The following is a 26,985-nucleotide window of genomic DNA, read 5'->3' as shown; positions in this document are numbered from 1 at the left end:
CGCCATCATTGCCCTGACTAGGAATTGCCCATGGATGCCCTCACTCTGCTGCTCAATCGCCACTCCTGCGCTCGGCTGACCGAGCCCGCTCCGGGCGGCGAGGCGCTCGACAATATTCTCAAGGCGGGGCTGCGGGCACCGGACCACGGCACCCTGACGCCCTGGCAGTTCATCCTGTTCGAGGGGGAGGGGCGCGAGCGCCTGGGCGCCCTGCTCGGGGAGGCGGCCCGGCTGCGGGGAGAGGATGCCGACAGCATCGCCAAGAGCGAGCAGGCGCCCCTGCGAGCGCCGCTGGTGGTGGCGGTGGCGAGCCGCTATCAGGCCCATCCCAAGGTGCCGAAACTGGAGCAGGAGCTCTCCGCCGGCTGCGCCCTGATGGCGATGCAGATGGCGGCCCAGGCCCAGGGATTCAACGGCATCTGGCGCTCCGGCTGGTTCATCTTCGACGAGCATATCAGGCTGGGGCTGGGATTGGCCGCCGAGGATCAGTTGGTGGGCTTCCTCTACCTGGGCACTCCCATGCTGGAGGCACGCAAGCTGCGCGAGCTGCCCCTTGGGGAGTTTGTTCGCCGCTTCTGAAGAGTGCCGTTGGCGGCCATGAGACTTGTTTGAAAAGCCCTGATCTATCAGGGCTTTTTCTATGCAACCAGGGATGATAGTCAGAGTGGGGCAAGGAAGAAAAGAGGGGAAGGCCCGGTTTTTGCCGGCGGCAGGCTCTTTTTTAAATAGTGAGAGGAAGTTCGCAATCTCGGTATTTTTCGCTATGTAAAACGTTTGCGCGTCGTTATTATCACAGCGCCAGTTCAGAAGGTTCGCCTTCTGATTTTCTGCGATGAGAGTCGCAATTCCGTAGCACCTTTTTATATAGCCCAACGTCTTCGTGACCTTGGGCTTCATTTTTTGTACCCGCCTGCCGCTCAGGCTCGGCAAGAGAGGACCAGTGCTGCGTTATGTCCCGGGCAGGATCCGGGCCGGGTTGCCCACCACCCGGGCCCCGGCCGGGACGTCCCTGGTCACCACGGCGCCTGCGCCGACGATGGCCTCCCGCCCGACGGTGATCCCGGGCAGCAGGATGGCGCCGCCGCCGATCCAGACCCTGTCCTCGACCGTCACCGGCAGCGCCGTCTCCACCCCGGCCAGGCGCGCATCGGCGTCCAGGGCGTGGGCCGCGGTATAGATCTGCACGTTCGGCCCCATCATGACACCGGCACCGATGCGGATAGGGGTGTTGTCCAGCAGGGTGGCCCCCATGTTGATGTAACTGCCTTTGCCAAGGTGGATATGGCGGCCATAGGTGCAGTAAAACGGCGGGCAGATAAAGGCTCCCTCGGCCAGCTCGCCGACTATCTCCTGCAACAGCGCCAGCTGTTCATCCTCCTCTTCCGCCCGATTGAAGCGGCGATAGCGGCGCGCCGTCTCCCGGCGCAGGGCATCCAGCTCCGGCGCCATGCAGTTGTAGGGCTGGCTGGCGATCATCTTCTGATAGTCGGTCATGGGGCTTCCTGCTCTCCGATTGGCATGAGGCGATTTGGGCGGCTGGCTGTCGCGCAAGCGCAACACCTCCAGTGCAGACCGCATATATTACTGCGTTGTCGGCAGGATAAGAGTGAACTTCAACCCAGCGCCGGCATCACCAGGTGTTGTGGCCTGCCCTCGGCAAAGGCCAGCACATTTTCAAATGCCTTGCGAAAGTAGAGCTCATAGCTGTTTTGCTCCACATAGCCCAGATGCGGTGTGGCCAGCACGTTGGGCAACGCCAGGAGAGGCTCGTTATCCAGGTTGGCGGGTTCGCTATCGAACACATCCAGTGCCGCTCGCCGGGTGGGATGCGCACTGAGCTCCGCATGGAGTGCACCAGATTCAATGAGCTCGGCCCGGCTGGTATTGACCAGCAAAGAGTCTGCCTTCATTCGAGCCAGGTCAGCACGGGTGACGCAGGCTCGAGTGAGCTCGTTGAGCCGCAGATGCAGGGACAAGACATCGGCACGTTGGAAAAACGCTGTCTTGTTGGGGGCGGCATCGAATCCATCCTGTGTCGCCCGCTGACGAGATGATGCGCTACCCCATACCAGCACAGACATACCGAATGCATTGCCGTAACGGGCGATGCGCTGACCTATCTTGCCGTAGCCCCAGATACCGAGCGTCAGACCGTACAGGGTGCGTCCCAGGCCGAGTGTGCCAGATTGCTGCCACTGGCCCTTGGTCAACGCGCGAGTGTAAGCCGGAATATGGCGGGAGGCGGCCATTATGAGTGTCCAGCAGAGTTCGGCGGGAGCAATGGGGCTGCCTACCCCTTCGGCAACTGCGACTCCGTACCGCTGGCACAGTGCCGGATCGATATGCTGGCTGATTTTGCCGGTCTGGCTGATCAGTTTAAGGGTGGGAAGCCGCATCAGCAGCTGTTCGTCGATACGAGTACGCTCGCGGATCAGCACCAGTGCTTCTACTCCCCCCAACATGGCGGCAAGGTGCGCAGCATCCGGCTCGCGCTGGTTAAGGATCCTGACATCGTGCCCTGCCAGCAAGGCAAAGCAGGGCAGGTGACGAACCTGATCCTGATAGTCATCCAGAATGGCAATCTTCATCCGTTCCTCTTGTGTATCAAGCAATTGTCCTGAGGGGTAGAGGCGCGCCCCTTGGCTGCTTGGCGGGGGGTGGCGAGACGATGCCCAGTTTTCATTGCAGATTCAAGTGGTTCAGTCTGGGATGGGTGATGGGGCGGACCGGGCTGGCCGCCCCGTTGTCAGGCTGGACGGCAAGGGGGAAGCGGGGCGTCGTGTTCGATCAGGCTGGCCAGCTCGCCGCTCTCATCCTTGAGGGCAACCCCGGTCAAGCGGCGGTTGAAGGCCTGCTCCAGCAACCAGGCCAGCTTGTGAGCCGCCTGGGGGAAATCGAGCCCGGCGGGACGTACGTTGGAGATGCAGTTGCGCTGTGAATCCATGCACCCGACTCTGGGGTGCCAGGTCAGGTAGAGCCCCAGACTGTCGGGGGAGGAGAGGCCGGGGCGCTCGCCAATCATCACCAGCACGGCCCGGGCCCGTAGCAGCTCCCCTACCTCATCTCCCAGTGCCACCCTGGCCTGGCGGGCGATCACCAGAGGGGCACAGCTCAATCCAAGGCGCCTGAGATGGGGCTGTAGCGCCTCGATAAAGGGCAGGGCATTCTGATGCAGGGCGGTGGAGGAGAGGCCATCACCCAGCATGATGACGAGATCGGCTTCAGCCTGCCGGGCCTGATGCTCCAGGGACGCGAGATCGGCCTCTGCTTGTGGGCGCTGGCTCAGCAGGAGGCGGCTGGCATCGTTCAGCCGTCGGCCCAGATCCGGGCGACGCAAATACTCTTCCCGGCTGGTGGCGGCGCTGTGCACCGTCAGGACTCTGTGTCCTGTGGTGTGCAGCGCTTGGGTCAGGGCGGTCACTTCCAGGGGCTGGTGCACAGCATCTCTAGCCTGTGCATGGGCCAGACCAAACGCCAGCAGTGCCTCTGTGGGCAGGCTGACCCCGGTACGCCCCAGCGCGATGCGGGCCGAGGTGTAGCGTTTGAGTTCAAGCCAGGGATTGAGGTGAACTATGTCACTCATGTCATGGGGATCCTTGCTCATCAGGCCACCTTGCCGCTTTGGCCAAAAGCCGTTAACAGAGGATGGCGCAGGCTGGCATCGAGCAGTTGGCCGCCAGGGTTGGTGAGTTGCATCCGCACCAGCCAGTCTGCAAATTCCGGTGCGTGCTTGAGGCCGAGCAGCTCGCGAATATAGAGGGCGTCATGAAACGAGGTGCTCTGGTAGTTGAGCATGATGTCGTCCGCCCCGGGCACGCCGATGAGGAAGGTGAGGCCAGCGTTGCCCAGCAGGGTGAGCAGGGTGTCCATGTCGTCCTGATCCGCTTCTGCGTGGTTGGTGTAGCAGACGTCACAGCCGAGCGGCACCCCGAGCAGCTTGCCGCAGAAGTGATCTTCCAGTCCGGCGCGGATGATCTGCTTGCCGTCATAGAGGTACTCCGGCCCGATGAAACCGACCACGGTATTGCACAGCAACGGCTTGAAGTGACGAGCTACCGCGTAGGCTCTGGCCTCGCAGGTCTGCTGATCCAGTCCGTGGTGGGCATTGGCCGAGAGGCAGCTGCCCTGGCCCGTCTCGAAATACATGACGTTGTTGCCAAGGGTGCCGCGCCCCAGGCTGAGGGCGGCGTCATACGCCTCTTGCAACAGGGCCAGATCGATACCAAATCCTCGGTTGGCAGCCTCTGTACCGGCGATGGACTGGAACACCAAATCCACCGGCACATTGCGCTCTATGAGCTGCAAGGTGTTGGTGACATGGGTCAGGATGCAGGATTGGGTCGGAATGGCGAAACGCTGGATCACTTCGTCGAGCATCTGGTTCAGGCTGGCCAGGACGGGCAAGTTGTCGCTGGCGGGATTGATGCCGACCACCGCATCCCCCGCGCCGTACAGCAGACCGTCCAGCATGGCTGCCGCTATCCCTTGAGGATCGTCGGTGGGATGGTTGGGTTGCAGCCGTACGCTGAGGTGGCCGGGCAGCCCTATGGTGTTGCGAAAGGCAGTGATGACCCGGCACTTCTTGGCAACCAGGATCAGATCCTGATTGCGCATCAGCTTGCTGACCGCGGCGGCCATCTCGGGTGTGATGCCGGGGGCTATGCGTGCCAGGGTCTGGCTGTTGGCCGCCTCAGACAGCAGCCAGTTGCGAAAATCCCCTACCGTCAGGTGGCTGATGGGGGCGAAGGCGGCGAGATCATGGTTGTCCATGATGAGGCGGGTGACCTCGTCCTGCTCGTAGGGGATCAGCGCCTCATTGAGGAAGGCCTTGAGCGGAAGGTCAGCCAGCGCCATCCTGGCCGCCATGCGCTCCTCGGCGCTGTGGGCGGCCACGCCGGCCAGATAGTCACCGGAGCGGGCAGGGGTGGCCTTGGCCATCAGGGTGCGAAGGTCGGGAAACTGATAGCCGTGGTGTGACAGTTGGGTGCGATACATGGGGCTCTCTCGTCGATGCTGGGTGGGGAGACAAGGCCAGCGCCTGGCCTTGCTCCTGATGGGCACAGAGGATCTGGTTCAGCTGGCCTTGACCAGCTCACCGTCACGGGCGGCAATCCCTTCATCATGGGTCAGACGGAAGTAGGCATAGCCCGCCAGCATAAGGGCGCCAAAGATCAGCGCCAGCAGGCCGTTGTAATAGACCATGGCCACCAGACAGAGCACTGCCAGTCCCAGGGCGAGAGCCGGAGCAAAAGGATAGAGAGGGGCTCTGAATGGGCGCTCCAGCGCCGGTTCGCTGCGGCGCAGCTTGAACAGGGCCGCCATCGAGATGATGTACATCACAATGGCGCCAAACACCGCCATTGTGACGATGTTGGCGGTGAGGGAGAGTCCGCCTATCACGATCAGCGAGTCGGAGAAGATCGCCAGGATCCCCACAACGCCACCGGCCAGAATGGCCCAGTGGGGGGTCTGGAAGCGGCGGTTGACCGAGGCCAGGGCACCGGGCAGATAACCTGCCCGGGCCAGGGCAAAGATCTGGCGTGAGTAGCCCATTATGATGCCGTGGAAGGAGGCGATCAGGCCAAACAGCCCCAGCCAGACCAGCATGTGCAGCCAGCCGCTGCTCTCGCCCACTATCATCTTCATCGCCTGGGGCAGGGGATCATTGATGTTGGCAAGCTGGCGCCAGTCTCCGACGCCGCCTGCGAACACCATGACCCCCATGGCCAGCATGACCAGGGTCAGGATGCCACCGATGAAGGCTTTCGGAATTGTCTTCTTCGGCTCCTTGGCCTCTTCGGCCGCCATGGCGGCGCCCTCAATGGCGAGGAAGAACCAGATGGCGAACGGGATGGCGGCAAAGATGCCGGGGAGGGCGCCGAGGCTGAACTCCTGCTGGCCTGCCCAGCCGTTGAGCATGAAGTTGCTGGCGCTGAACCCCGGGCTCACGACTCCCATGAAGACCAGCAGTTCGAAAATGGCGAGCAGGGTGACCAGCAACTCGAAGGTAGCGGCGATACCGATGCCGACCAGATTGAGGGTCATGAAGATGAGATAGGCGCTCACCGCCACCCACTTGGGGTCGATGGCCGGAAACTGGACGTTGAGGTAGGCCCCGATCGCCATGGCGATGGCAGGCGGCGCGAACACAAATTCCACCAGGGTGGCAAAGCCTGCGACATATCCTCCGACCGGACCAAAGGCCCGGTAGGCATAGGCAAAGGGGCCTCCCGCATGGGGAATTGAGGTGGTCAGCTCGGTAAAACTGAAGATAAAGGCGGTGTACATGGCGGCTACCAGCAGGGAGGTGACCAGAAAGCCCATGGTACCCGCCTGTGCCCAGCCGTAGCTCCAGCCAAAGTATTCCCCCGAAATGACCAGTCCCACGGCGATCCCCCACAGGTGAAAAGCCCCCAGGGTTCGTTTCAGTTCCGGTTTCGCACAATCCTGTTGCTGCATATGCTTCTCCAATATGACATTCAATGGTGAAAGTCTCTGAAGAGGCAGATTGCAAGGGGTATGCCATCCAGCCATATGAATACATAGTCATTTATATTCATATAGTTACAGCTGTTTTATGGTTTGACACCAAGATATGGCCGCTGCGTTGTTGTGGTGCAACAGCACCAGATTGTTCGGCCTAAGTCCGGGCTGTTGCCTGTGTGTGGGGCAGTGAGCAGGGGAGACACGAGAGGATGACGGAAACAACAAGGGCACCGTTCGGTGCCCTTGTTGTATGAGGTGGTTGCCATCAGCCGTGCTTGCGGCCGGAGAGGCGGCACCACTCCTCCTTCACCGCGGTCGAGTCCATGTCGAACCACTGGCCGTATATGGTCTCCAGCTCCGGGGCCTGGCTCTCCAGCACGCCGGAGAGCGCCATCAGGCTGCCTGGCTTGCCGTGGCCGGCGATAAGCGGGGCGAGTTCCCGCAGCGGGCCGGCCAGTATGTTGGCCACCACCACGTCCGCTTCGACGTCTTGCGGCTGATCCGCCGGCAGGTAGAGCTCGATCTGGCCCGCGACGCCGTTACGCTCGGCGTTGTCGTGGCTGGCCTGGATGGCCTGGGGGTCGATGTCGATGCCGATGACCCGGGCGGCGCCGAGTTTCAGGGCGGCGATGCCGAGGATGCCGGAGCCACAACCAAAATCGACCACCGTCTTACCGGCCAGATCCAGCCCGTCCAGCCACTGCAGGCAGAGCGCCGTGGTGGGGTGGGTGCCGGTGCCGAAGGCCAGACCCGGATCCAGCATGACGTTGACCGCATCGGGGTTGGGGACGTCGCGCCAGCTCGGACAGATCCAGAGCCGCTCGCCAAACTGCATGGGGTGGAAGTGATCCATCCACTCGCGTACCCAGTCCTTGTCTTCCAGCTGCTCGACCTTGTAGCCGACCTCTTCCCCGAAGATCTGCTGGAAGAAGGCGATGGTGGGGGCGGGATCGGTTTCGGCGTCGAACAGGCCCATCACCTCGGTCTCGCCCCAGAGCGGGGTCTCGCCGGGCATGGGTTCATAGACGGGCACATCCTTGGCATCCATAAAGGTCACGGCCTGGGCACCACGCCCCAGCAGCATGTTGCTCACCTTGTCCGCCGTCTTGGCGGTGGCGTTGATTCGAATTTGTATCCAGGGCATGGGGTCGACTCTTCATAAATGTGAAACCGCGGGATTCTATCACCCCGGGCCTGTGCTGTCGTGGTTTGCCCGCAGGCGAGGAGCGCTGGCCTGGGCGAGCTTAGGTATCTGGCAGGGATGGCAGACATCAAAAATGGGATCATTAACAAGGTTGGCACGGTTAATGTATTCACTATTACTGCTTTGCTCTAGGAAAGTTCCGTCATCTTTTACGCCACCCTCGGGTGGCGTTTTTTTATGGTGATAGGGTGCCGGGGGAAGAGGTTAGCCGCCGCTTGCGCGAAAAAAACGAGCCTGAACGGGTCATTTCATTAAGTTGGCATGGGAGCTGCAATAACCCTTCTGTCCTGCAAAGGATGTGTGTGTGATTGTTACCCCCAACGTTCAGGTATTTAGGGTCATCCCGGTCGGGATGGCCCCTTTTTTTGGATGAGAAACAGTATGTTGTCTGTTTTCTAGTCGGTCATGACCCCCAGGCGCTCGCCAGGCTCGCCGCCGCCGCTGGGGGGGCGCGGCCCGGTGTGCGCTTTTGGTGCTTGTCTCTGGTGAAACCACCCCATCATGGTGCGTTTTCTACCTATTTAGGGTTGGCTGGCGAGACGGATCGAATCGATCGCCCGTCTGCCTGCCATGGATGGCGCCAGCCTGAGTCGGCCGTCGTTGACACTGGCCCTGGTCGCCAAACGGCGGTCGTTTGAGTCAGAGCAAGGGGCGGGCCTGATCAGTACCGGGACCAGCAGGGATCACCAGGCGGCCTGATCCTTCGATTCATGATTGGGCTTGAGGCCGAGGGGCACGGCCTGGCGTTCGGCCAGCATGCGGATCTGTCCCTCGATGAGGCCGGCATTGGGGCCCAGCACCAGCACCAGTTGATGCTCGTTGAGCTCAATCCAGGAGAGACAACCGAGGTTGAGCAATTGGGAGGTGTCGACCAGAGCCATCTCACGCACCCGCACGCTGAGGCGGGTCAGGCAGACGCTGATGGCTTGCAGGTTATCCATGCCCCCCAGCAGCTTGAGGTACTGGATGGCCAGCATCTGGGGATCGGCCGGGGGTATGTTGGCCATCTCCTGGCGGGTCTGTTGCTGGTCGGCGAGGCTGAGGGGGGCCCGCCCCAGCAATTGGTAGAACAGCAGGGCGTAGCCGACGAAGAACATGATCCCCAGAGGGATGACCCAGAAGGAGTGCTGGCCACTCTCATAGCTCAGGCTCAAGTCCAGCAGGCCGGCGGAGAAGTAGCCGCCGATCTCGATGTCGAGGGCGCTGCAGATGGCGAACGACAGGCCGGTGAGCAAGGCGTGGGCCAGAAACAGCCAGGGGGCGGTGAAGGCGAACAGAAACTCGATGGGTTCGGTGATGCCGATACAGGACGAGGTGAGGGCCAGGCTCAGCAACAGGGCGCCGTGGGGCACCTGGCGCAGCCGGTGGCGGTGCAGCCAGATGGCGAAGCAGGCGCCGGGCAGACCGAACATGACGATGGGGTAGAGACCGGCCCCATAGCCCTGATGCAGCGGCTGTGCCGTGGCCATCGCCAGCTGGTTGCTCTCCCCCAGGGTCATCAGGTTGCCGAGCAGTTGGTGCAGCCCGAACGGCAGCAACAGACGGTGAATCACCCCATAACAGAAGGCGCCAAACGGGGTCGCCAGATCCGTGGTGATCAGGCTGATGCCCTCCACCAGTGAGGGCCAGATCCACGACAGGGGCACGGCGAGCAGCAGGCAGACGAGTGCCGAAAGCAGGGGCCCCTGCCAGGGACCGGGCAGAGAGAGCCGCACCGCTTTAGGCATGGAAGGGGACCAGGGGGCGATCAGGGCCGTGGTGATGCCCGCCAGCATGCCGCAGACGAGGTCGGCGTGCAGACCGGGGGCCAGCGCCGAGAGTGCCGAGCTCAGCAGCAGGAAATTCACCGCCCCCGACAAGGCGAGACTGCCCCGCTCCGAGTGACCAATGCCAAAGGCGATGGCCGCCGCGTAGATGAGGGGCATCTGGCCGAAGATGGCCTGACCGCTCAGCATCAGCACCGGCAGATCCAGGGCATCAGGCTCGCCGAGCCGGTGGAGCAGGGCGGCCAGGGGCAGGATGGAGACGGGCAGCAGCAGGGCATAGCCCAACCGCTGCATGGCCTGGATCAGCCGCTGTCGACGGGATTCAGCCGTCATAGAAAATGATGAAAATGTGACATGGCGCACACTTTACCTCGTCATTCTCTCAAGGGATAGTTCGGCGGCAGTTAATCGCCGAGAAGTTAATCTCGATCAAAAAGTTGGCGTACCGCCTTGCCAGGTGGCGGCGTCATCAGGCTGATCAGCACGAAGGCGAGCAGCCCCAGCCCCAGGCTGGGGACGATGGCGTGCAGCCCCACCAGCTTGATGCCCCACTGGCTCAAGGCCCCGTAGCAGAGCAGACCGGCCACCATGCTGGCCAGGGCGCCCTGGCCGTTGGCGCGGGGCCAATAGAGACCGAGCACCAGGGGCCAGAGGAAGACGGCCTGCAGGCCGCCGAAGGCGAGCAGGTTGAGCCAGATGATCATCTCGGGCGGTTGCAGCGCCGCCATCAGCACCAGGGCGCCCAGGATCAGGGTGGTGACCAGCGACAGGCGCGGGATACGCACCTCCAGCCTCTGCTGGCTCTGTTTCGGGCTCAGGTAATTGAGCCAGAGATCCTTGACCAGGGTGGCCGAGGCCTGGATCAGCTGGGAGTCGATGGTGGACATGATGGCCGCCATGGGGGCCGCCAGGAAGATCCCCGCCAGCCAGGGGGGCAGCACCTCCATCATCAGGGCCGGCATGATCTTGTCCGGGCTGTCCATGGCGGGCAGCAGGGCGCGGCCCAGGGCGCCCGCCAGATGCATGCCGAACATGAGCAGGGCGCTGACGATGGTGCCGATCAGGATGCCGCGATGGAGCGCCTTGCTGTCTCGGTAGCCGAAGCAGCGCAGGGCCGAGTGGGGCAGCCCCACCACACCGACACAGACCAGGATCCAGAAGCTCAGCATGAAGGGCTGGGTCAGCATGTCACCGGCCCCCTGCGGGCTCACCAGCTTGGGATCGATCAGCTCGAGCCGGTGGATGAGGTTGGGCAGGCCATCCCCGGCGATCAGGACCCCGGCCAGCAGGGCAGCTGTGCCTATCAGCATGATGATGCCCTGCAGGGCGTCGGTCATCACCACGGCGCGAAAACCGCCGATGATGGTGTAGAGCAGCACGCAACTGGCAAACAGCAAGAGCCCCTGCTGGTAGCTGAGGCCGGTGGCGGTCTCCAGCAGGCGGGCGCCGCCGATGAACTGCACCACCATGGTGGCGATGAAGGCGAGGATGATGGTCAGCGAGCCCAGCACCACCACCCACTTGCTTTGGTAGCGGGCCCACAGCATGTCGTTGATGGTCACCGCATTGACCCGGCGCGCTATGATGGCGAACTTCTTGCCAAGCACCCCCAGGGTGAGCCAGACGGTGGGCAGCTGGATCATCGCCAGCAAGACCCAGCCCAGGCCAATCTTGTAGGCCGCCCCCGGCCCGCCGATGAAGGACGAGGCCGAGGTGTAAGTGGCCACCAGGGTCATGGCCAGCACCAGGCCCCCCATGCTGCGGTTGCCGATGAAGTACTCCTGCATGAAGTCCCCCCCCCGGCGCCGTCGGCTGGCCCAATAGCCGATGCCGAGCACCAGCAGCAGATAGATGAGCAGGGGCAGCAGCAACTCAAGGTTCATGGGGAGACTCCTGCTGGCTGGACAACTCGGGGTCGAGCGGGATCTCGACAAACAGCTTGCCGACCATGAAGGCGCACAATCCCATGAACAGCAGCGGCATCAGCATGCAGCTGAGCAGAAACCAGAGGGGAATGTCCCAGAGCCGCAGGGACTCGGGAATGAAATAGGCACAGCCATACCAGGCGAGAAAATAGAGCAGGGTGAGCAGCAGACAGAGCGCGGCTTCCCGGCGGGCGAGGGAAAAACGAGACAAGATGGCGGCCTCCAGCTATCGGAAGGGCGCAAGGATAACAAAAAAGGGCCATGTCGCCATGGCCCTTTTTACGCTGCCGCCCCTGATGGCGCGGATGCGTTATGTCGAAGAGGATCCCTTGCAGACCCGGCTTCTTGTGCCGCTAGTGGCTGCTTGTGCTGCCACAGTGCTCAATTGGTCGGGTCCTAAACCATTACAGACCCGGCTTCTTGTGCAGATGGTGGCTGCTCGTGCAGTCACAGTGCCGTCGTTGCCGGGCCCGAAACCTGTTACAGACCCAGCTTCTTGTGCAGATAGTGGATGTTGGTACCACCGTGCTGGAAGTTCTCGTCCTTCATGATCTCTTTTTGCAAGGCCACGTTGGTCTTGATCCCTTCCACCACCAGCTCGTCCAGGGAGTGACGCATGCGGGCGATGGCGATGTCGCGGTTCTCACCGTAGCAGATCAGCTTGCCGATCATCGAATCGTAGTAGGGCGGCACCTTGTAACCGGCATAGATGTGGGAGTCCCAGCGTACGCCCATGCCACCCGGCGCGTGGAAGCGCTGGATCAGGCCCGGTGAGGGCATGAAGGTGGACGGATCTTCGGCGTTGATCCGGCACTCGATGGCATGGCCACGGATGCGGATGTCCTGCTGGGTGATGGACAGGGGCTGACCGGCGGCGATGCGCAGCTGCTCCTTGATGAGATCCACCCCGGTGACCATCTCGGTGACCGGATGCTCGACCTGGATCCGGGTGTTCATCTCGATGAAGTAGAACTCGCCGTTCTCGTACAGGAACTCGAAGGTGCCCGCGCCGCGGTAGCCGATTTCGAGACAGGCGCGCACGCAGCGTTCGCCGATGAACTTGCGCATCTCTTCGGTGATGCCAGGCGCCGGCGCCTCTTCCACCACCTTCTGGTGGCGACGCTGCATGGAGCAGTCCCGCTCACCCAGATAGAGGGCGGTGCCCTGGCCGTCAGCCAGCACCTGGATCTCGATGTGGCGCGGGTTCTCCAGGTACTTCTCCATGTAGACCATGTCGTTCTTGAAGAACTGGCCCGCTTCGGATTTGGTCAGGGCGATGGCGGCGGCCAGCTCGGCCTCGTTGCGCACCACGCGCATGCCACGACCACCACCGCCACCGGCGGCCTTGATGATCACCGGATAACCGATCCGCTTGGCGATGGTGGCGTTGCGCTTGGCATCGTTGTCCACCGGGCCGTCGGAGCCGGGTACGCAGGGCACGCCCGCCTTCTTCATCGCCTCGATGGCGGAGACCTTGTCACCCATGAGGCGAATGGTCTCGGCGCGGGGGCCGATGAAGATGAAGCCGGACTGCTCGACCACTTCGGCAAAATCGGCGTTCTCGGAGAGGAAGCCGTAACCCGGGTGGATGGCGACGGCACCGGTCACCTCGGCGGCGGCGATGATGGCCGGCACATTGAGGTAGGACTCGCCACTGGCGGGCTTGCCGATGCAGATGGATTCGTCGGCCAGCAGCACATGTTTGAGCTCCCGGTCGGCGGTGGAGTGAACGGCCACTGTCTTGATCCCGAGCTCTTTGCAGGCGCGCAGGATCCGCAGGGCAATTTCACCGCGGTTGGCGATGACTACTTTGTCCAACATGGGTGAATATCCCCTTATTCGATGATGAACAGCGGCTCGTCGAACTCGACGGCCTGGCCATTCTCGACCAGGATGGCCTTGATCACGCCAGCCTTGTCAGATTCAATCTGGTTCATCATTTTCATGGCTTCGACGATGCACAGGGTGTCGCCGACATTGACCTGCTGACCCACTTCCGCGAACGGCTTGGCATCCGGGCTGGAGGCACGGTAGAAAGAACCCACCATGGGGGAGCGCATCAGGTGACCGCTCGGGGCGGCCTCGGCGGCCGGGGCGGCAGCCTGAGCGGCAGCGACCGGGGCGGCGGCTTGTTGCACCTGGGCCGGCTGCATCATCATCTGAGGTGCGACGCTAACCTGGCCGGAGAAGTTACGGCTGATGCGAACAGACTCTTCCCCTTCGGAGATTTCCAGCTCGGCGATGCCGGACTCTTCAACCAGTTCAATCAGCTTTTTGATTTTGCGGATATCCATTAGCATTCTCTTTCTTCTTTGTCTGATCAGTGATTATCAAGCCGTGCCAAGTGACGCACAGCCGCGGTTAAAGCAAAGGTATAACCATCCGGCCCTAGCCCGCAGATCACCCCTTTCGCGACATCGGACAGGTAGGAGTGATGACGGAAGGGTTCTCTGGCATGGACGTTGGAGAGGTGCACCTCGATGAAGGGGATGGCCACCCCCAGCAGGGCATCTCGCAGCGCGACACTGGTGTGAGTGAAGGCGGCAGGATTGATGATGATAAAGTCCACCCGGCCCATGGCCTGATGGATGCGCTCCAGTAGCAGGTGTTCGGCGTTGGATTGCAGGTGCTCCAGTGTGACACCGAGTTCGCCGGCTTGCTGCTGCAAGCTGGCGACGATCTCATCGAGCGTCTGGCTGCCGTAGATGCCCGGTTCCCGTTTGCCCAGCAGGTTCAGGTTCGGCCCGTTGAGCAGGAGAATGCGGTGATGTTGCGACATAATGAGTACATCCTCGATGATAATGCCGATAACGTTCGGCTATCTTGCGGATGACCAGAAATCTAGCCATTTTTTGCGCAATTCGGTGTGCACTGGCACACAGATTTCGCAATTATATTGATTTCGTGAAAATTAGCAGCATTTTACTGGTCTAATCTCTACATCTGTCCGTTTATTGTTCAAATTCATTTGCTGTCAGACAACACAATAGCAGAGACGACAAAGCCGGCGCTGGGCCGGCTTTGTGATTAGCGGGAAGGAGACTCAGGCCGCTTCCGACTTCTCGCGGATAAGCTTGTCCACCACGCCCGGATCCGCCAGGGTGGAGATGTCCCCCAGGCTGTCGGTCTCACCGGTGGCGATCTTGCGCAGGATCCGGCGCATGATCTTGCCGGAACGGGTCTTGGGCAGCCCCTCCGCCCAGTGGATCACGTCCGGGGTGGCGATGGCGCCAATCTCCTTGCGCACCCACTCCTTCACCTCCTTGTGCAGTTCGCGGCTCGGCTCTTCCCCGGCTATCAGGGTCACATAGGCATAGATGCCCTGGCCCTTGATCTCGTGGGGCACGCCCACCACGGCCGCCTCGGCGATCTTGGGATGGGCCACCAGGGCCGATTCTATCTCGGCCGTGCCCATGCGGTGGCCGGAGACGTTGAGTACATCATCGACCCGACCCGTGATCCAGTAGTAGCCATCCTCGTCGCGACGGGCACCGTCGCCGGTGAAGTAGCGACCGGGGAAGGTGGAGAAGTAGGTCTGCTCGAAGCGCTCGTGGTCGCCAAACACGGTGCGCATCTGGCCGGGCCAGGAGTCGGTGATCACCAGGTTGCCCTCGGTGGCGCCCTCGAGCGGCTCGCCCAGGTTGTCCACCAGGGCCGGTTGCACCCCGAAGAAGGGACGGGTGGCGGAGCCGGGTTTGAGGGCGGTGACGCCGGGCAGGGGGCTGATGAGGATGCCGCCGGTCTCGGTCTGCCACCAGGTGTCGACGATGGGGCAACGTTCGTCCCCTATGGTGCGGTAGTACCACTCCCAAGCTTCCGGGTTGATGGGTTCCCCCACCGATCCCATGATGCGCAGGCTGGAGCGGGAGGTACCCTCGATGGCCTCCTTGCCCTTGGCCATCAGGGCGCGGATGGCGGTGGGCGCGGTATAGAGGATGCTGACCTTGTGCTTGTCCACCACCTGGCTCATGCGGTTGCTGGCGGGGTAGTTGGGCACCCCTTCGAACATGATGGTGGTGGCGCCGTTGGCGAGCGGCCCATAGACCAGGTAGGAGTGGCCGGTGACCCAGCCCACGTCGGCGGTACACCAGTAGATGTCCTCCTCGTGGTAGTCGAACACGTATTTGAAGGTGAGGGCGGCATAGACCAGGTAGCCCCCCGTGGTGTGCAGCACGCCTTTAGGCTTGCCGGTAGAGCCAGAGGTGTAGAGGATGAACAGGGGATCCTCGGCGTTCATCGCTTCCGGGGCGCAGTCGGCGCTCGCCGCCGCCATGGCGTCATGCCACCAGATGTCCCGTGCGCCGTGCCAGGCGACGTCGCCGCCGGTGCGTTTGAGCACGATCACCTTCTCGATGCGGGTCTCTGGGTTGGTGAGTGCTTCGTCCACGTTCTTCTTGAGGGGGACGGCACGGCCGCCACGCAGCCCCTCGTCGGCGGTGATGACGATGGAGGAGCCCGAGTCTATGATGCGTCCGGCCAGGGCCTCGGGGGAGAAGCCGCCGAAGACGATGCTGTGCACGGCGCCGATGCGGGTACAGGCCAGCATGGCGATGGCGGCTTCGGGCACCATGGGCATGTAGAGGCAGACCACGTCGCCGCGTTTGACCCCTTGCGCCTTGAGCACGTTGGCAAACTTGCACACCTCGCCGTGCAGCTCGCGATAGGTGAGGGTGCGATCCTCGGCCGGGTTGTCCCCTTCCCAGATGATGGCGACCTTGTCGCCACGCTGGGCCAGATGGCGATCGAGACAGTTGGCCGAGACGTTGAGCTGGCCATCCTCGAACCACTTGATGGAGACATGGCCGGGGTCATAGGAGCTGTTCTTGACCTTGGTGTAGGGGGTCATCCAGTCGACAATCTTGCCTTGCTCCGCCCAGAAGGCGTCCGGATCCTGCACCGAGGCCTGGTACATGGCCTCATAGCCCGCCTGATCCAGCAGGGCCCCCTGGCTGATGTGGGCCTTGACCGGGTAGACCTTGTGCTCGCTCATCTTTCACTCCTTTGAATACATCCTTTTAATAATTACATAACAACTTATACCTTTGCCGGGGGAGGGCAATTAGACTTTTGGATAGCCGTGCGCCAGCCCTCATTTCCCGTCGCCAGCGTTGGCGTCGGGGCGAAAGGGGCTGGTGTGCGGCCGGCAGGCAGCGCAAGAGGAAGAAAGAAGAAACGTAGTCGACGCCACTTGCCCGCAAGGTGAGACCCAAGCTGGGTAAGACACAAATAGAGGAGGTGTGGGGGGCGCAATGCCCCTGGGCGAGTGGCTACCCCTTCTGGCGGCCGAAGGCCTGGATGCCGCGCACCAGCACCAGCAGAGAGAGCAGATGAAAGGGCAGCGCCAGCGCCCACAGAAGCCACCAGTTCGGCTCACCCCCATCGCAGTGGATGAAGGCGACCCAGGCGACCAGCAGGGTCAGCATGCCGGCGAGCTGGAAGCGGCGCCTTAGCACCACCTCCACCCCCAGATTGGCGAGATAGAGGGTCAGCAGCACACCGCCAAAGCCGGTGAGCTGGGCATTGCCATAGAGTTCGCGGTTGCTGTCAAACAACAGCGTGACAAGGGGGGTCAGGCCCTGCTCGCTCGGGATCAGGGCCAGCAGCCAGCAGGCGATGAGCAACAGGGCCGTCTTCATGGGGTCAGGACGCCGCTGGTGAGCAGCAAGGGCGCAGCAACATGGCTCAGGGGGCCGGCTGGTCTGCCTGAACCAGGTTCAGGTAGTTGGCATCCATCAGCAGGAAGACCCCGAGCAGGCGGGCGCAGGCGCCATAGAAGCCGAAGCTGTCCTTGGCGCGGCAGGCTTGTTCGAAGCGGCTGAACCAGCCGAGCAGCTGCTCGTGCAGCAACCCATCCTGTTCGGCGAGCCAGCGGGCGCGCTCATCGGCAGTGCGCGCCTCGGCGGCGCGAATGATGAGGTTGCCCATCAGATCCAGCTCGATGGCCAGGTGATCCTCGGGCTCCTGGTACTTGTCGCTGACGCTGATGCCAAGGCGGGTGAGGCGCGCCTGCATCTGCGTCATGGGCGCTTGCATCAAGAGGCCCCCTTCACCGCGATAGAGGGATTCGTAAGGCGGCACCCCCTGCTTGGGGTCACAAAGGAAGAGGCCGGCGAAATCGGCCGCCAGTGCCAGCTGGCGATCGGGGCGCACCAGCAGACGGGCGATGGCGTCATTGAGTTCGGCCACGGCGTCGCGCATGGGGTCCAGGGTAGAGAGACTCTTCAGGAAGCTGCGTACGTCATAGCTATCGTATTCGGCGATCTGTTCATCAGACAGTTCGGCGGCAAACAGGGTGGCGAACCACCAGTAGAGTTCGGCCCTGCGTTCGCTTGTGGCCAGAAATTCCTGCATTTTTCCTCCGTTGATGACAGTCGGGAGCCGTGTTGGCCCCCGATTCTAACGACTTTGGCAATAAAGGAAACCATGGGGGCCACTCGTGAGGGTAGCGCCCGTGCCGCTGGCGGCTGCATGCCGCAGCCTTCTCCCCTTCTGCAGGGGCTTGCTGACGAGCATCATGAGTGAGTCGGGTGCCTATTGGGTTCTGAACAGCACCCTACGGCAGCGAGGGCAGACATATTGATGGCGAAAGTCGGTCAGGTGGATCACCCCCTGCGCCTGCAGTTGCTGGTGGCCGCAGTGGTGACAGGCGATCCCATGCTCGCCCCTGGATGCGGGATGTCGGGCCAGATATTGCTCCCGGGTGGGTAGGGATTGCCAGTCCACCGGGCGGCGGCCCTTGCGCCCGCTACAGAAGTAGACCCAGTAGAACAGGGCAAAGCCCAGCAGGATCAACAGCAACAGATGGTTCATGGGATACCTCCTTTGCCTAAGTGTGCGAGTGAAGAGAAGGCAGTGGGGTGAGGGGCTTGACCAGCAACTGCCCCCGTTCATCCACGGGCCCCTCCTTGCGCCAGCCCTGGCGCAGGCAGAAGCGCTCGGCGCCCCGGTTGCGCGGCAGGTAGCGCATGGCCGCCGAGGTACTGCCGGCGGCGCGGATCCGTTGCAGAGCCTGTTCCAGCAGCCAGCGCCCCAGGCCGCGGCCTCGCCACTCGGGCACCAGATAGAGCAGATAGATGTAGCCCCCCTGGCTGCCATCCCGATGGATCATGGCGGGATCCAGCTCCAGTTGCCCGATGGGGCACTGATGATGCCAGAGGTGCAACAGGCCCTGGGGCTGTTGCAGGGCCAGGGTGTCTATCCAGGCCATGGCCTGTTGCTCGTCAAAGCCTGCGTCGCTGCCGTGGTCGATACGCCAGGCATCGCGGTGGCAGGCCAGGGTGAATTCGGGATAGGGATCGATGCAGGCGGGCTTGAGTATGAGGCTGGTCATCGGCTGTCTCCTGGCGGTGCGTCCTCTGTTATCCGGTCACGTGGTGCTTCCGATCATCATAAGGAGCCCCCGTTCGGGGAACCATGACAGGGATCCGGTTTCGGGGGAGATAAGGTGACAATCGAGCCCTGGTACAGCCCCCGTTCAGCTTGGCGCTGGGGTTGAGGCTTTATCGAGTCACCATTGCGCCATGGTGGGAGCCGACGGTGCCCGGTGCGGGTCGCGCCAGATGGGGGGAGAGCAGCAACCCCATGACGGAGCCTGTGGTTCAATGGCGGGTCTGCCCGCCTCCATTCGGGGAACAGGGCGGAAATTTCTGGTTTTATTACATATATTCAACATTTTTTTGGGTGGTCGGACTGTCCCTTTGATGTCGCTGCGGTTACAATGCGCGGGCCCCATATCGCCCATGCGCAAACGATTTTCAGGAGATAAACGGATGTTGAAACGTGACATGACCATCGCAGGCTATGATCCCCAGCTGTGGCAGGCCATCACAGACGAGACCCGTCGTCAGGAAGAGCACATCGAGCTGATCGCGTCTGAGAACTACACCAGCCCCCGCGTCATGGAAGCCCAGGGCTCCCAGCTGACCAACAAGTACGCCGAAGGCTACCCGGCCAAGCGTTACTACGGTGGTTGCGAGTACGTCGACGTGGTCGAGACCCTGGCCATCGAGCGCGCCAAGGAGCTGTTCGGCGCCACCTACGCCAACGTGCAGCCGCACTCCGGCTCCCAGGCCAACAGCGCCGTCTACATGGCCCTGCTGCAGCCGGGCGATACCGTGCTGGGCATGAACCTGGCCCACGGTGGTCACCTGACCCACGGTGCCCCGGTCAACTTCTCCGGCAAACTCTACAACATCATTCCTTACGGCATCGATGAGTCCGGCAAGATCGACTACGTCGAGATGGAGCGTCTGGCCCTGGAGCACAAGCCGAAGATGATGATCGGTGGCTTCTCCGCCTACTCAGGCATCGTTGACTGGGCCAAGATGCGCGAGATCGCCGACAAGATCGGTGCTTATCTGTTCGTCGACATGGCCCACGTGGCCGGTCTGATTGCCGCGGGCGTCTACCCCAACCCGGTGCCCCACGCCCACGTGGTCACCTCCACCACCCACAAGACCCTGGCCGGTCCCCGTGGTGGTCTGATCCTCTCCGCCGCCGATGACGAAGAGCTGTACAAGAAGCTCAACTCCGCCGTCTTCCCGGGTGGCCAGGGCGGCCCGCTGATGCACGTCATCGCCGGCAAGGCTGTGGCCTTCAAGGAGGCTCTGGAGCCCGAGTTCAAGACCTATCAGGCCCAGGTCGTCAAGAATGCCAAGGCCATGGCGGCCACCTTCATCGAGCGTGGCTACAAGATCGTCTCCGGCGGCACCGACAACCATCTGATGCTGGTTGACCTGATCGGCCGCGAGCTGACCGGTAAAGAAGCCGATGCTGCCCTCGGCAAGGCCAACATCACGGTCAACAAGAACGCGGTACCGAACGACCCGCGCTCCCCGTTCGTCACCTCCGGCGTGCGGATCGGTACCCCGGCCATCACCCGCCGCGGTTTCAAGGAAGCCGAGTCCATCGAGCTGACCCACTGGATCTGCGACGTGCTGGACAACCACGACAACGAAGCCGTGCTGGCGACCGTGCGCGAGAAAGTGCTGGCCGTCTGCCGTCGTCTGCCGGTTTACGCCTGATGGCTCTCCCCTTGCGGGAAACAAGTGCCAAATGCCGCCCCTAGGGGCGGCATTGTTTTTTCTGGGCTTTTACCGGTTTCCGGGGGCCGTGTTACACTGGCCCACCCCATTCCTGACCCCAGGGCAGGATGTTTGAATCCTTTGCGCCGGAGGTGTGATGCATTGCCCTTTCTGTAGTGCCGTGGATACCAAGGTGATCGATTCCCGTCTGGTGGCGGAAGGCCATCAGGTGCGCCGCCGTCGCGAGTGCCTGCTCTGCCACGAGCGTTTTACCACCTTCGAGATGGCCGAGTTGGTGATGCCAAGGGTCATCAAGTCCAATGGCTCTCGTGAGCCCTTCAACGAAGAGAAGTTGCGGGGCGGCATATTGCGGGCGCTGGAGAAGCGTCCGGTGAGCATGGAGGCGATCGAGAAGGGGGTGAACCACATCAAGTCCCGCCTGCGCGCCACCGGCGAGCGGGAGGTGCCCTCCAAGCTGGTGGGCAACCTGGTGATGGACGAGCTCAAGGGCCTGGACAAGGTGGCCTATATCCGCTTCGCCTCCGTCTATCGCAGCTTCGAGGATATTCGCGAATTCGGCGAAGAGATCGCCAAATTGGAGAAATGATGGTATCGGGTGGGCAAGCGGATATTCGCTTCGCCTCCGTCTATCGCAGCTTCGAGGATATTCGCCCTCTTTATGGCAGATGGCAGATGGCAGATAGGGGGGAAGAGATCGCCAAATTGGAGAAGTGATGGTAGCGGGTGGGCAAGAGGATATCCGCTTCGCCTCCGTCTATCGCAGCTTCGAGGATATCCGCTTCGCCTCCGTCTACCGCAGCGTCGAGGATATTCGCCCTCTTTATGGCAGATGGCAGATAGGGGCGAAGAGATCGCCAAGCTTGAGAAGTAAACCCGTTTGCCGGTTGCTTCATAGACCCCATTTTCTCGCGTTGAACGGGAGCCCAGATGTTTAGTCAAGACGATTACCAATGGATGAGCCGGGCCCTCGAACTGGCCCGCCGCGGTCGCTATACCACGGCCCCCAACCCCTGCGTCGGTTGCGTGCTGGTCAAGGATGGCGTCCTGGTTGGCGAAGGCTGGCACCAGCGTGCCGGTCAGCCCCATGCCGAGGTCTATGCCCTCCATGGCGCCGGTGAGGCCGCCCGGGGCGCCACCGCCTATGTGACCCTGGAGCCCTGCTCCCACCATGGCCGCACCCCGCCCTGCGCCGAAGCCTTGATTGAGGCCGGCGTGGCCCGGGTGGTAGCCGCCATGGTCGACCCCAATCCCCAGGTGGGCGGGCGCGGGTTGCGCATGCTCTCCGAGGCGGGCATCAAGACCGACTTTGGCCTGCTCAGCGCCGAGGCCGAGGCCCTCAACCCCGGCTTCTTCAAGCGGATGCGCACCGGTTTCCCGCAGGTGACGGTCAAGCTGGGGGCCAGCCTGGACGGTCGCACCGCCATGGCGAGCGGCGAGAGCCAGTGGATCACCTCCCCCGAGGCACGCCGTGACGTGCAGCGGCTGCGGGCACGCCACGATGCCGTGCTCTCCAGCGCCGAGACGGTGCTGGCCGATGGCGCCTCCCTCAATGTGCGTTGGGACGAGTTGCCCCCTTCGGTCAAGGCCGCCTATCCCAGGGAGAACCTGCGCCAGCCGCTGCGGGTGGTGATCGACTCGCAAAATCGCCTCACCCCGGATCTGCCGCTGTTCGCCAGCCCGGGCCCCGTGCTGCTGGCGAGGCTGCAGAGCGACGGCGAGTGGCCCGAGTCGGTGCAGCAGATGGTGCTGCCCAGGCTGGAGGAGCGGGTCGACCTGGTCAGCCTCTTCATGCTGCTGGCCAAACAGGGGATCAACTCTGTGCTGGTGGAGGCGGGGCCGCGCCTGTGTGGCGCCCTGCTGGAGAAGGGGCTGGTGGACGAGCTGGTGCTCTATCAGGCACCCAAGTTGCTGGGGGATGGGGGCAGGGGCATGTTCCAGCTGCCGGGGCTGGAGCGACTGTTCCAGGCGCCCAGGCTGACCCTCAAGGATGTACGCCTGGTGGGTCAGGATATCAGGATCACGGCCAGGTTAGCCTGAGCCCGAGGAGAGGCAAGACCATGTTTACCGGAATTATCGAAGCCATGGGCACCCTGACCGAGCTGCGGCGTCAGGGGGAGGATGTGGTGCTGACCGTGGAGGCCCCCGGCCTCGACTTCAGTGACGTCAAGCTGGGGGATTCCATCGCCACCAATGGCGTCTGTCTCACCGTCGTCGCCCTGGGAGACAAACGCTACAGTGCTGATGTGTCGCTCGAGACCCTCTCTCGCACCGGCTTTGCCCAGGCCAAGGTCGGGGACAGGGTGAATCTTGAGAAGGCGCTGACCCCGAGTTCACGCCTCGGCGGCCACCTGGTCTCCGGCCACGTGGATGGCATGGGCCAGGTGATGAGCAGACAGAGCAGCGGCCGCGCCATCGAGTACTGGATCAAGGCGCCAGGGTCGCTTTCCCGCTACATCGCCGAGAAGGGCTCGATCGCGGTGGATGGCATCAGCCTGACCGTGAACGCCGTCAAGGGGGATGCGTTCTTGCTCACCATAGTGCCCCATACCGCAGAGGAAACCACGATCGCACGCTGGAAACCGGGTCACAGGGTCAATCTGGAGGTGGATCAGGTAGCCCGTTATCTGGAGCGGCTGCTGCAAGGCGGGGCAGGGGCCCAGGCGCCGAGCAGCACCCTGACCCTGGAGAAGTTGGCCCAATCGGGCTTTTTGTGAGCCCAGTCTGATTGAAACGGGGCCGCGCGCCCCCATCTAGCCTTTACGCATTTATCACCTTTGACGGAGTAGCCCATGGCGCTTAGCACAACCCAGGAAATCATCGCCGACATCAAGGCGGGCAAGATGGTGATCCTGATGGATGACGAAGACAGGGAGAACGAAGGGGACCTCATCATGGCGGCCTCCTGTGTGCGGCCCGAGGATATCAACTTCATGGCCCGCTACGGCCGTGGCCTCATCTGCCTGACCCTGACCCGAGATCGCTGCAAGCAGCTGGCGCTGCCCCTCATGGTTGACCGCAACAACGCCCAGTTCTCCACCGCCTTCACCGTGACCATAGAAGCGGCCGAGGGGGTGACCACAGGTATCTCCGCCGCCGATCGCGCCGTGACGGTGCAAGCCGCGGTGGCCCCCGACGCCAAGGCGGCCGATCTGGTGCAGCCTGGCCACATCTTCCCGCTGATGGCGCAAGATGGCGGCGTGCTGACCCGCGCCGGTCACACCGAAGCGGGCTGCGATCTGGCGCGTCTGGCCGGTTACGAGGCGGCCTCCGTCATCGTCGAGATCCTCAACGAGGATGGCACCATGGCGCGCCGTCCCGACCTGGAGGTTTTCGCCGAGCAGCACGGCATCAAGCTTGGCACCATTGCGGATCTCATCGAATACCGCAACCAGCACGAGACCACGGTGGAGAAGGTGGCCGAGTGCAAGCTGCCCACCGAGTTTGGCGAGTTCGATCTCATCACCTTCCGCGATACCATAGACAACCAGGTGCACTTCGCGCTCAAGAAAGGCGAGGTGAAAGCCGACCAGCCGACCCTGGTGCGGGTCCATCTGCACGATGTGCTGAGCGATCTGCTGCTGACCGACCGCCACGCCGCTCGCAGCTGGCCCTTGCCCAAATCCATGGCCCGCATCGCCGAAGAGGGCGGTGTGCTGGTGATCCTGGGGGCCGAGGCCCAGGGCGCCGAGCTGCTGGCCAGGGTCAAGGGGTTCGAGGCCGCCGACAAGGGGTTGGCGCCGGAAGGGGCCAAGTGGCAGGGCACCTCGCGCCGGGTCGGCGTCGGCTCCCAGATCCTCAAGACCCTGGGGGTGGGCAAGATGCGCCTGCTGAGCTCCCCCAAGAAGTACCACGCCCTCGGCGGTTTCGGTCTTGAAGTCGTTGAATACGTCGGCGAGTAAACCGATCACCCCAATGACATCGCGGTCATGGCCGCCCGTTGCGGCCATGGTTTTTGTCGTGGGTCTGTTGTGCTAGACTGTGCGCACTTTTGACCCCGGCCATATTTGACTGCATAGCTACAGGATTGCCAATGAAGGTTATCGAAGGGAATATCGCCGCCCCAGAGGCGCGCGTTGCAATTGTCGTTGCCCGTTTCAACAGCTTCATCAACGAGAGCCTGATCGATGGCGCCGTTGACGTACTCAAGCGTCAGGGTCAGGTGCAAGACAGCAACCTCACCCTGGTACGTGTGCCGGGTGCCGTCGAAATCCCTCTGGCGGCCAAGAAGCTGGCCAAGAGTGGCAAGTATGACGCCATCGTCGCCCTGGGCACCGTCATTCGCGGTGGCACCTACCACTTCGAACTGGTGGCCAGCGAGAATGGCAAGGGCCTGGCCCAGGTGATGATGGAGCATGAGATTCCCGTCGCCTTCGGCGTGCTGACCACAGAGAACATAGAACAAGCCATCGAGCGCGCCGGTACCAAGGCGGGTAACAAGGGTGCAGAGGCTGCACTGAGTGCGCTCGAAATGATCAACGTCCTGAAACAACTGGACGTGTAACGAGGAGAAGTAGATTGAAACCGTCTGAGCGCCGTAAGGCCCGCCATTGCGCCACCCAGGCCATCTACCAGTGGCAGATGACCCAGGCCAACGTGGGGGACATCGAAGAGCAGTTCAAGATAGATCAGGACACCAAAGGGGTGGATCTGAACTATTTCCGCGATCTGCTGTTCGGGGTTGCCCTGCATTGCAACGAGCTGGACAAGGCGTACTCGCCTTTCCTCTCCCGTCCGCTCGATGAAGTGGACATGGTGGACAAGGCGATCCTGCGCCTGGCGACCTATGAGCTGACCCGTCGTGACGATGTGCCGCCCCGCGTGGTGATCAACGAAGCGATCGAGCTGGCCAAGGCGTTTGCCGCCGATGACAGCCACAAGTTTGTCAACGGTGTGCTGGACAAGGTCATCAAGACGCTGAACAAGCGTTAATCCCTGTGCCACAGCATTAAGAGAGGAGCCAGCCTAACCGCTGGCTTTTTACTGTATGGGTGAATTTGAACTGATAGAGAAGTACTTCAAGGTGCCCCACGCCCGCAAGGACGTGGTATTGGGCCCGGGAGACGACTGCGCCCTGCTGACCCTGCCAGCCGACAGCCAGCTGGCGGTGAGCACTGATACCCTGGTGAGCGGCGTCCACTTTCTGCCCGACATGGATCCGGTGGATCTCGGCTACAAGGCGCTGGCGGTCAATCTGTCCGATCTCGCCGCCATGGGAGCCGAGCCGCGCTGGGTCTCCCTGGCGCTGACCCTGCCCGCCATCAACGAGCCCTGGGTGGCCGGTTTTGCCGAGGGCTTCCTCGAGCTTGCCGAATACTACAACGTGGCCCTGGTGGGGGGGGACATGACCCGGGGGCCGCTCTCCATCACCGTCTCGGTGAAGGGATCCGTGCCTGTCGGCCGCGCCCTGCTGCGCAGCGGCGCCAGGGTCGGAGACGGCATCTATGTCACCGGCACCCTGGGGGATGCCGCCCTGGCGCTCTCCCATCTGCTGGGCAAGCGCAACCTCAACGAGAACCAGCTGGCCGCCGTGCTGCCGCGCCTCGAGCATCCCCACCCCCGCATCCTGGCTGGTCAGGCCCTGCGCGGGCTGGCCAGCAGCGCCCTGGATCTCTCCGACGGCCTGGCATCCGATCTCGGCCACATCCTGAAAGCATCCGGCGTGCGGGCCCAGATCGATCTCGACCTGCTGCCGCTCTCCCCCGTGATGCAGGATGCCGTCTTCCCGGAGGATGCCTGGCAACTGGCCCTGGCCGGTGGCGATGACTACGAGCTCTGCTTCACCGTGCCGGAAGATCATCGCGGGGCCCTGGATACCGCCCTGGCCCACAGCGGGGTCAAGTTCAGCCGGATCGGCCGCATCCTGGCGGGGGAACCCGGCATCGATTACATTCGGGCGGAGCAGCCGGTGGCGCTCTCCCTGAAAGGTTGGGACCACTTCGCATGATCAAGCCCGAGCTCAAACGCCTGAACCTGAAAAATCCCCTCCACCTGCTGGCAGTGGGCTTTGGCGCCGGCCTCTCTCCCAAGGCCCCTGGCACCATGGGCACCCTGGTCGCCATCCCGCTCTACCTGTTGGCAAGTGGCCTGCCGACCCCCTGGTTCATCGCCCTGCTGGCGCTGGGTTTCGTGGCGGGCATTCGCATCTGCCAGAGCGCCACCGACGCCATCGGCATGCCGGATCACGGCGCCATCGTCTGGGACGAGGTGATAGGGTTTGGCATCACCATGATAGCGGCGCCGGCGGGCTGGGAGTGGCTGCTGGCGGGCTTCCTGCTGTTTCGGCTGTTCGACGTGCTCAAGCCCTGGCCCATCAGCTGGTTCGATCGCCGCATCCATGGCGGCCTGGGCATCATGCTCGATGACGTGATTGCCGGATTCTTTGCCCTGTTTTGTATGCAATTGCTGGCCCATTGGCTCGCCTGAGCCGGGCTGGCAGAAGGGCGCCCCTGGGGCGCCCTTTATTTATGACTGCCTAGTTTCCATTCATTGGCAGATGCTGCCGCCAGAAAACCTTTTCACATAAATATTCACTACTCATTCGACGCTCCCGGTCTTTGCTG

27 protein-coding genes are annotated in these 26,985 nt (G+C 62.6%); 10 read left to right on the top strand and 17 right to left on the bottom strand.

The genetic code is table 11. The features are described from left to right. Window positions 1–30 precede the first annotated feature (30 nt). Window positions 31–579 (top strand): NAD(P)H nitroreductase, encoded by a 549-nt coding sequence (locus ACLHZ1_RS04680; RefSeq protein WP_427261161.1) that lies wholly within the window; start codon window positions 31–33, stop codon window positions 577–579. A gap of 369 nt (window positions 580–948) precedes the next feature. Here the strand turns inward: ACLHZ1_RS04680 and ACLHZ1_RS04675 are convergent, their stop codons facing one another. The 17 genes from ACLHZ1_RS04675 to ACLHZ1_RS04595 all read right to left on the bottom strand — a co-directional run bounded on the left by ACLHZ1_RS04675 (window position 949) and on the right by ACLHZ1_RS04595 (window position 18,711). Further along, a complete protein-coding gene (locus tag ACLHZ1_RS04675) occupies window positions 949–1,494 on the bottom strand; it encodes a sugar O-acetyltransferase (protein WP_427261160.1) in 546 nt (181 codons plus the stop codon). A gap of 119 nt (window positions 1,495–1,613) precedes the next feature. Further along, window positions 1,614–2,588 carry a D-2-hydroxyacid dehydrogenase family protein gene (locus ACLHZ1_RS04670; protein WP_427261159.1) on the bottom strand — a complete coding sequence of 325 codons (975 nt, stop codon included), beginning with the start codon at window positions 2,586–2,588 and terminating at the stop codon, window positions 1,614–1,616. A gap of 158 nt (window positions 2,589–2,746) precedes the next feature. Beyond that, complete coding sequence (gene eutC / locus ACLHZ1_RS04665; RefSeq protein ID WP_427261158.1) at window positions 2,747–3,583, bottom strand: ethanolamine ammonia-lyase subunit EutC; 837 nt, start codon at window positions 3,581–3,583, stop codon at window positions 2,747–2,749. A gap of 20 nt (window positions 3,584–3,603) precedes the next feature. Further along, a complete protein-coding gene (locus tag ACLHZ1_RS04660) occupies window positions 3,604–4,995 on the bottom strand; it encodes an ethanolamine ammonia-lyase subunit EutB (RefSeq protein WP_427261157.1) in 1,392 nt (463 codons plus the stop codon). Window positions 4,996–5,073: 78 nt separating this feature from the next. Beyond that, entirely contained in the window at window positions 5,074–6,459 is a 1,386-nt protein-coding gene (gene eat / locus ACLHZ1_RS04655) for an ethanolamine permease (protein ID WP_427261156.1), read from the bottom strand. 292 nt (window positions 6,460–6,751) lie between these two features. Beyond that, entirely contained in the window at window positions 6,752–7,630 is an 879-nt protein-coding gene (prmA, locus tag ACLHZ1_RS04650; protein ID WP_427261155.1) for a 50S ribosomal protein L11 methyltransferase, read from the bottom strand. 743 nt (window positions 7,631–8,373) lie between these two features. Further along, a complete protein-coding gene (locus ACLHZ1_RS04645) occupies window positions 8,374–9,789 on the bottom strand; it encodes a PTS transporter subunit EIIC (protein WP_427261154.1) in 1,416 nt (471 codons plus the stop codon). Between the two features lie 86 nt (window positions 9,790–9,875). After that, on the bottom strand, window positions 9,876–11,339 hold the full coding sequence (gene panF, locus ACLHZ1_RS04640) for a sodium/pantothenate symporter (RefSeq protein WP_427261153.1): 1,464 nt from the start codon (window positions 11,337–11,339) through the stop codon (window positions 9,876–9,878). After that, entirely contained in the window at window positions 11,329–11,592 is a 264-nt protein-coding gene (locus ACLHZ1_RS04635) for a DUF997 family protein (protein WP_427261152.1), read from the bottom strand. Before ACLHZ1_RS04635 ends, panF begins: the two co-directional genes overlap by 11 nt. A 269-nt stretch (window positions 11,593–11,861) precedes the next feature. Continuing rightward, on the bottom strand, window positions 11,862–13,202 hold the full coding sequence (gene accC / locus ACLHZ1_RS04630; RefSeq protein WP_408795055.1) for an acetyl-CoA carboxylase biotin carboxylase subunit: 1,341 nt from the start codon (window positions 13,200–13,202) through the stop codon (window positions 11,862–11,864). Between the two features lie 14 nt (window positions 13,203–13,216). Beyond that, complete coding sequence (gene accB / locus ACLHZ1_RS04625) at window positions 13,217–13,675, bottom strand: acetyl-CoA carboxylase biotin carboxyl carrier protein (RefSeq protein WP_408795058.1); 459 nt, start codon at window positions 13,673–13,675, stop codon at window positions 13,217–13,219. Window positions 13,676–13,701: 26 nt separating this feature from the next. Then, window positions 13,702–14,160, bottom strand: coding sequence for a type II 3-dehydroquinate dehydratase (gene aroQ / locus ACLHZ1_RS04620; protein WP_427261151.1), 459 nt, complete (start codon window positions 14,158–14,160; stop codon window positions 13,702–13,704). Between the two features lie 264 nt (window positions 14,161–14,424). Continuing rightward, on the bottom strand, window positions 14,425–16,371 hold the full coding sequence (acs, locus tag ACLHZ1_RS04615) for an acetate--CoA ligase (RefSeq protein WP_427261150.1): 1,947 nt from the start codon (window positions 16,369–16,371) through the stop codon (window positions 14,425–14,427). Between the two features lie 277 nt (window positions 16,372–16,648). Next, window positions 16,649–17,017, bottom strand: coding sequence for a hypothetical protein (locus tag ACLHZ1_RS04610; protein WP_427261149.1), 369 nt, complete (start codon window positions 17,015–17,017; stop codon window positions 16,649–16,651). A gap of 46 nt (window positions 17,018–17,063) precedes the next feature. After that, the gene (gene torD / locus ACLHZ1_RS04605) at window positions 17,064–17,732 is read right to left on the bottom strand and encodes a molecular chaperone TorD (RefSeq protein ID WP_427261148.1); all 669 of its coding nucleotides are present in this window, start codon (window positions 17,730–17,732) and stop codon (window positions 17,064–17,066) included. Between the two features lie 180 nt (window positions 17,733–17,912). After that, the gene (locus ACLHZ1_RS04600) at window positions 17,913–18,191 is read right to left on the bottom strand and encodes a hypothetical protein (protein ID WP_427261147.1); all 279 of its coding nucleotides are present in this window, start codon (window positions 18,189–18,191) and stop codon (window positions 17,913–17,915) included. A 16-nt stretch (window positions 18,192–18,207) separates the two neighbouring features. Continuing rightward, entirely contained in the window at window positions 18,208–18,711 is a 504-nt protein-coding gene (locus tag ACLHZ1_RS04595; protein WP_427261146.1) for a GNAT family N-acetyltransferase, read from the bottom strand. Window positions 18,712–19,150: 439 nt separating this feature from the next. Here ACLHZ1_RS04595 and glyA point away from each other — a divergent pair, with 439 nt between their 5' ends. From glyA to ACLHZ1_RS04550, 9 genes are all read left to right on the top strand, one after another. Then, window positions 19,151–20,404, top strand: coding sequence for a serine hydroxymethyltransferase (gene glyA, locus ACLHZ1_RS04590; RefSeq protein WP_427261145.1), 1,254 nt, complete (start codon window positions 19,151–19,153; stop codon window positions 20,402–20,404). A gap of 157 nt (window positions 20,405–20,561) precedes the next feature. Next, window positions 20,562–21,011, top strand: coding sequence for a transcriptional regulator NrdR (gene nrdR, locus ACLHZ1_RS04585; RefSeq protein ID WP_041995651.1), 450 nt, complete (start codon window positions 20,562–20,564; stop codon window positions 21,009–21,011). 341 nt (window positions 21,012–21,352) lie between these two features. Next, window positions 21,353–22,462 (top strand): bifunctional diaminohydroxyphosphoribosylaminopyrimidine deaminase/5-amino-6-(5-phosphoribosylamino)uracil reductase RibD, encoded by a 1,110-nt coding sequence (gene ribD / locus ACLHZ1_RS04580; protein ID WP_427261144.1) that lies wholly within the window; start codon window positions 21,353–21,355, stop codon window positions 22,460–22,462. 20 nt (window positions 22,463–22,482) lie between these two features. Then, window positions 22,483–23,139 (top strand): riboflavin synthase, encoded by a 657-nt coding sequence (locus ACLHZ1_RS04575; protein WP_427261143.1) that lies wholly within the window; start codon window positions 22,483–22,485, stop codon window positions 23,137–23,139. 75 nt (window positions 23,140–23,214) lie between these two features. Continuing rightward, the gene (gene ribBA, locus ACLHZ1_RS04570) at window positions 23,215–24,324 is read left to right on the top strand and encodes a bifunctional 3,4-dihydroxy-2-butanone-4-phosphate synthase/GTP cyclohydrolase II (RefSeq protein ID WP_427261142.1); all 1,110 of its coding nucleotides are present in this window, start codon (window positions 23,215–23,217) and stop codon (window positions 24,322–24,324) included. Between the two features lie 131 nt (window positions 24,325–24,455). Beyond that, a complete protein-coding gene (gene ribH, locus ACLHZ1_RS04565; RefSeq protein ID WP_427261141.1) occupies window positions 24,456–24,926 on the top strand; it encodes a 6,7-dimethyl-8-ribityllumazine synthase in 471 nt (156 codons plus the stop codon). Between the two features lie 14 nt (window positions 24,927–24,940). Then, window positions 24,941–25,354: a transcription antitermination factor NusB gene (gene nusB / locus ACLHZ1_RS04560; RefSeq protein WP_041995662.1), complete on the top strand. Its 414-nt coding sequence runs from the start codon at window positions 24,941–24,943 to the stop codon at window positions 25,352–25,354. Window positions 25,355–25,409: 55 nt separating this feature from the next. Beyond that, window positions 25,410–26,369, top strand: coding sequence for a thiamine-phosphate kinase (gene thiL / locus ACLHZ1_RS04555; protein ID WP_427261140.1), 960 nt, complete (start codon window positions 25,410–25,412; stop codon window positions 26,367–26,369). Next, window positions 26,366–26,848, top strand: a complete 483-nt coding sequence (locus ACLHZ1_RS04550; protein ID WP_427261139.1) for a phosphatidylglycerophosphatase A family protein — start codon at window positions 26,366–26,368, stop codon at window positions 26,846–26,848. Before thiL ends, ACLHZ1_RS04550 begins: the two co-directional genes overlap by 4 nt. The last annotated feature ends 137 nt before the right edge of the window (window positions 26,849–26,985 follow it).

The organism is Aeromonas sobria (assembly GCF_050266975.1).
Lineage (GTDB): Bacteria > Pseudomonadota > Gammaproteobacteria > Enterobacterales > Aeromonadaceae > Aeromonas > Aeromonas sobria_B.
This window is presented reverse-complemented; position numbering and strand designations above follow the sequence as displayed.

Excerpts from the sequence above, each read along its gene's own strand:
- ACLHZ1_RS04680 (WP_427261161.1), top strand. The coding sequence starts at position 31 with ATGGATGCCCTCACTCTGCTGCTCAATCGCCACTCCTGCGCTCGGCTG.
- ACLHZ1_RS04675 (WP_427261160.1), bottom strand. The coding sequence starts at position 1,494 with ATGACCGACTATCAGAAGATGATCGCCAGCCAGCCCTACAACTGCATG.
- ACLHZ1_RS04670 (WP_427261159.1), bottom strand. The coding sequence starts at position 2,588 with ATGAAGATTGCCATTCTGGATGACTATCAGGATCAGGTTCGTCACCTG.
- eutC (WP_427261158.1), bottom strand. The coding sequence starts at position 3,583 with ATGAGTGACATAGTTCACCTCAATCCCTGGCTTGAACTCAAACGCTAC.
- ACLHZ1_RS04660 (WP_427261157.1), bottom strand. The coding sequence starts at position 4,995 with ATGTATCGCACCCAACTGTCACACCACGGCTATCAGTTTCCCGACCTT.
- eat (WP_427261156.1), bottom strand. The coding sequence starts at position 6,459 with ATGCAGCAACAGGATTGTGCGAAACCGGAACTGAAACGAACCCTGGGG.
- prmA (WP_427261155.1), bottom strand. The coding sequence starts at position 7,630 with ATGCCCTGGATACAAATTCGAATCAACGCCACCGCCAAGACGGCGGAC.
- ACLHZ1_RS04645 (WP_427261154.1), bottom strand. The coding sequence starts at position 9,789 with ATGACGGCTGAATCCCGTCGACAGCGGCTGATCCAGGCCATGCAGCGG.
- panF (WP_427261153.1), bottom strand. The coding sequence starts at position 11,339 with ATGAACCTTGAGTTGCTGCTGCCCCTGCTCATCTATCTGCTGCTGGTG.
- accC (WP_408795055.1), bottom strand. The coding sequence starts at position 13,202 with ATGTTGGACAAAGTAGTCATCGCCAACCGCGGTGAAATTGCCCTGCGG.
- accB (WP_408795058.1), bottom strand. The coding sequence starts at position 13,675 with ATGGATATCCGCAAAATCAAAAAGCTGATTGAACTGGTTGAAGAGTCC.
- aroQ (WP_427261151.1), bottom strand. The coding sequence starts at position 14,160 with ATGTCGCAACATCACCGCATTCTCCTGCTCAACGGGCCGAACCTGAAC.
- acs (WP_427261150.1), bottom strand. The coding sequence starts at position 16,371 with ATGAGCGAGCACAAGGTCTACCCGGTCAAGGCCCACATCAGCCAGGGG.
- ACLHZ1_RS04610 (WP_427261149.1), bottom strand. The coding sequence starts at position 17,017 with ATGAAGACGGCCCTGTTGCTCATCGCCTGCTGGCTGCTGGCCCTGATC.
- torD (WP_427261148.1), bottom strand. The coding sequence starts at position 17,732 with ATGCAGGAATTTCTGGCCACAAGCGAACGCAGGGCCGAACTCTACTGG.
- ACLHZ1_RS04600 (WP_427261147.1), bottom strand. The coding sequence starts at position 18,191 with ATGAACCATCTGTTGCTGTTGATCCTGCTGGGCTTTGCCCTGTTCTAC.
- ACLHZ1_RS04595 (WP_427261146.1), bottom strand. The coding sequence starts at position 18,711 with ATGACCAGCCTCATACTCAAGCCCGCCTGCATCGATCCCTATCCCGAA.
- glyA (WP_427261145.1), top strand. The coding sequence starts at position 19,151 with ATGTTGAAACGTGACATGACCATCGCAGGCTATGATCCCCAGCTGTGG.
- nrdR (WP_041995651.1), top strand. The coding sequence starts at position 20,562 with ATGCATTGCCCTTTCTGTAGTGCCGTGGATACCAAGGTGATCGATTCC.
- ribD (WP_427261144.1), top strand. The coding sequence starts at position 21,353 with ATGTTTAGTCAAGACGATTACCAATGGATGAGCCGGGCCCTCGAACTG.
- ACLHZ1_RS04575 (WP_427261143.1), top strand. The coding sequence starts at position 22,483 with ATGTTTACCGGAATTATCGAAGCCATGGGCACCCTGACCGAGCTGCGG.
- ribBA (WP_427261142.1), top strand. The coding sequence starts at position 23,215 with ATGGCGCTTAGCACAACCCAGGAAATCATCGCCGACATCAAGGCGGGC.
- ribH (WP_427261141.1), top strand. The coding sequence starts at position 24,456 with ATGAAGGTTATCGAAGGGAATATCGCCGCCCCAGAGGCGCGCGTTGCA.
- thiL (WP_427261140.1), top strand. The coding sequence starts at position 25,410 with ATGGGTGAATTTGAACTGATAGAGAAGTACTTCAAGGTGCCCCACGCC.
- ACLHZ1_RS04550 (WP_427261139.1), top strand. The coding sequence starts at position 26,366 with ATGATCAAGCCCGAGCTCAAACGCCTGAACCTGAAAAATCCCCTCCAC.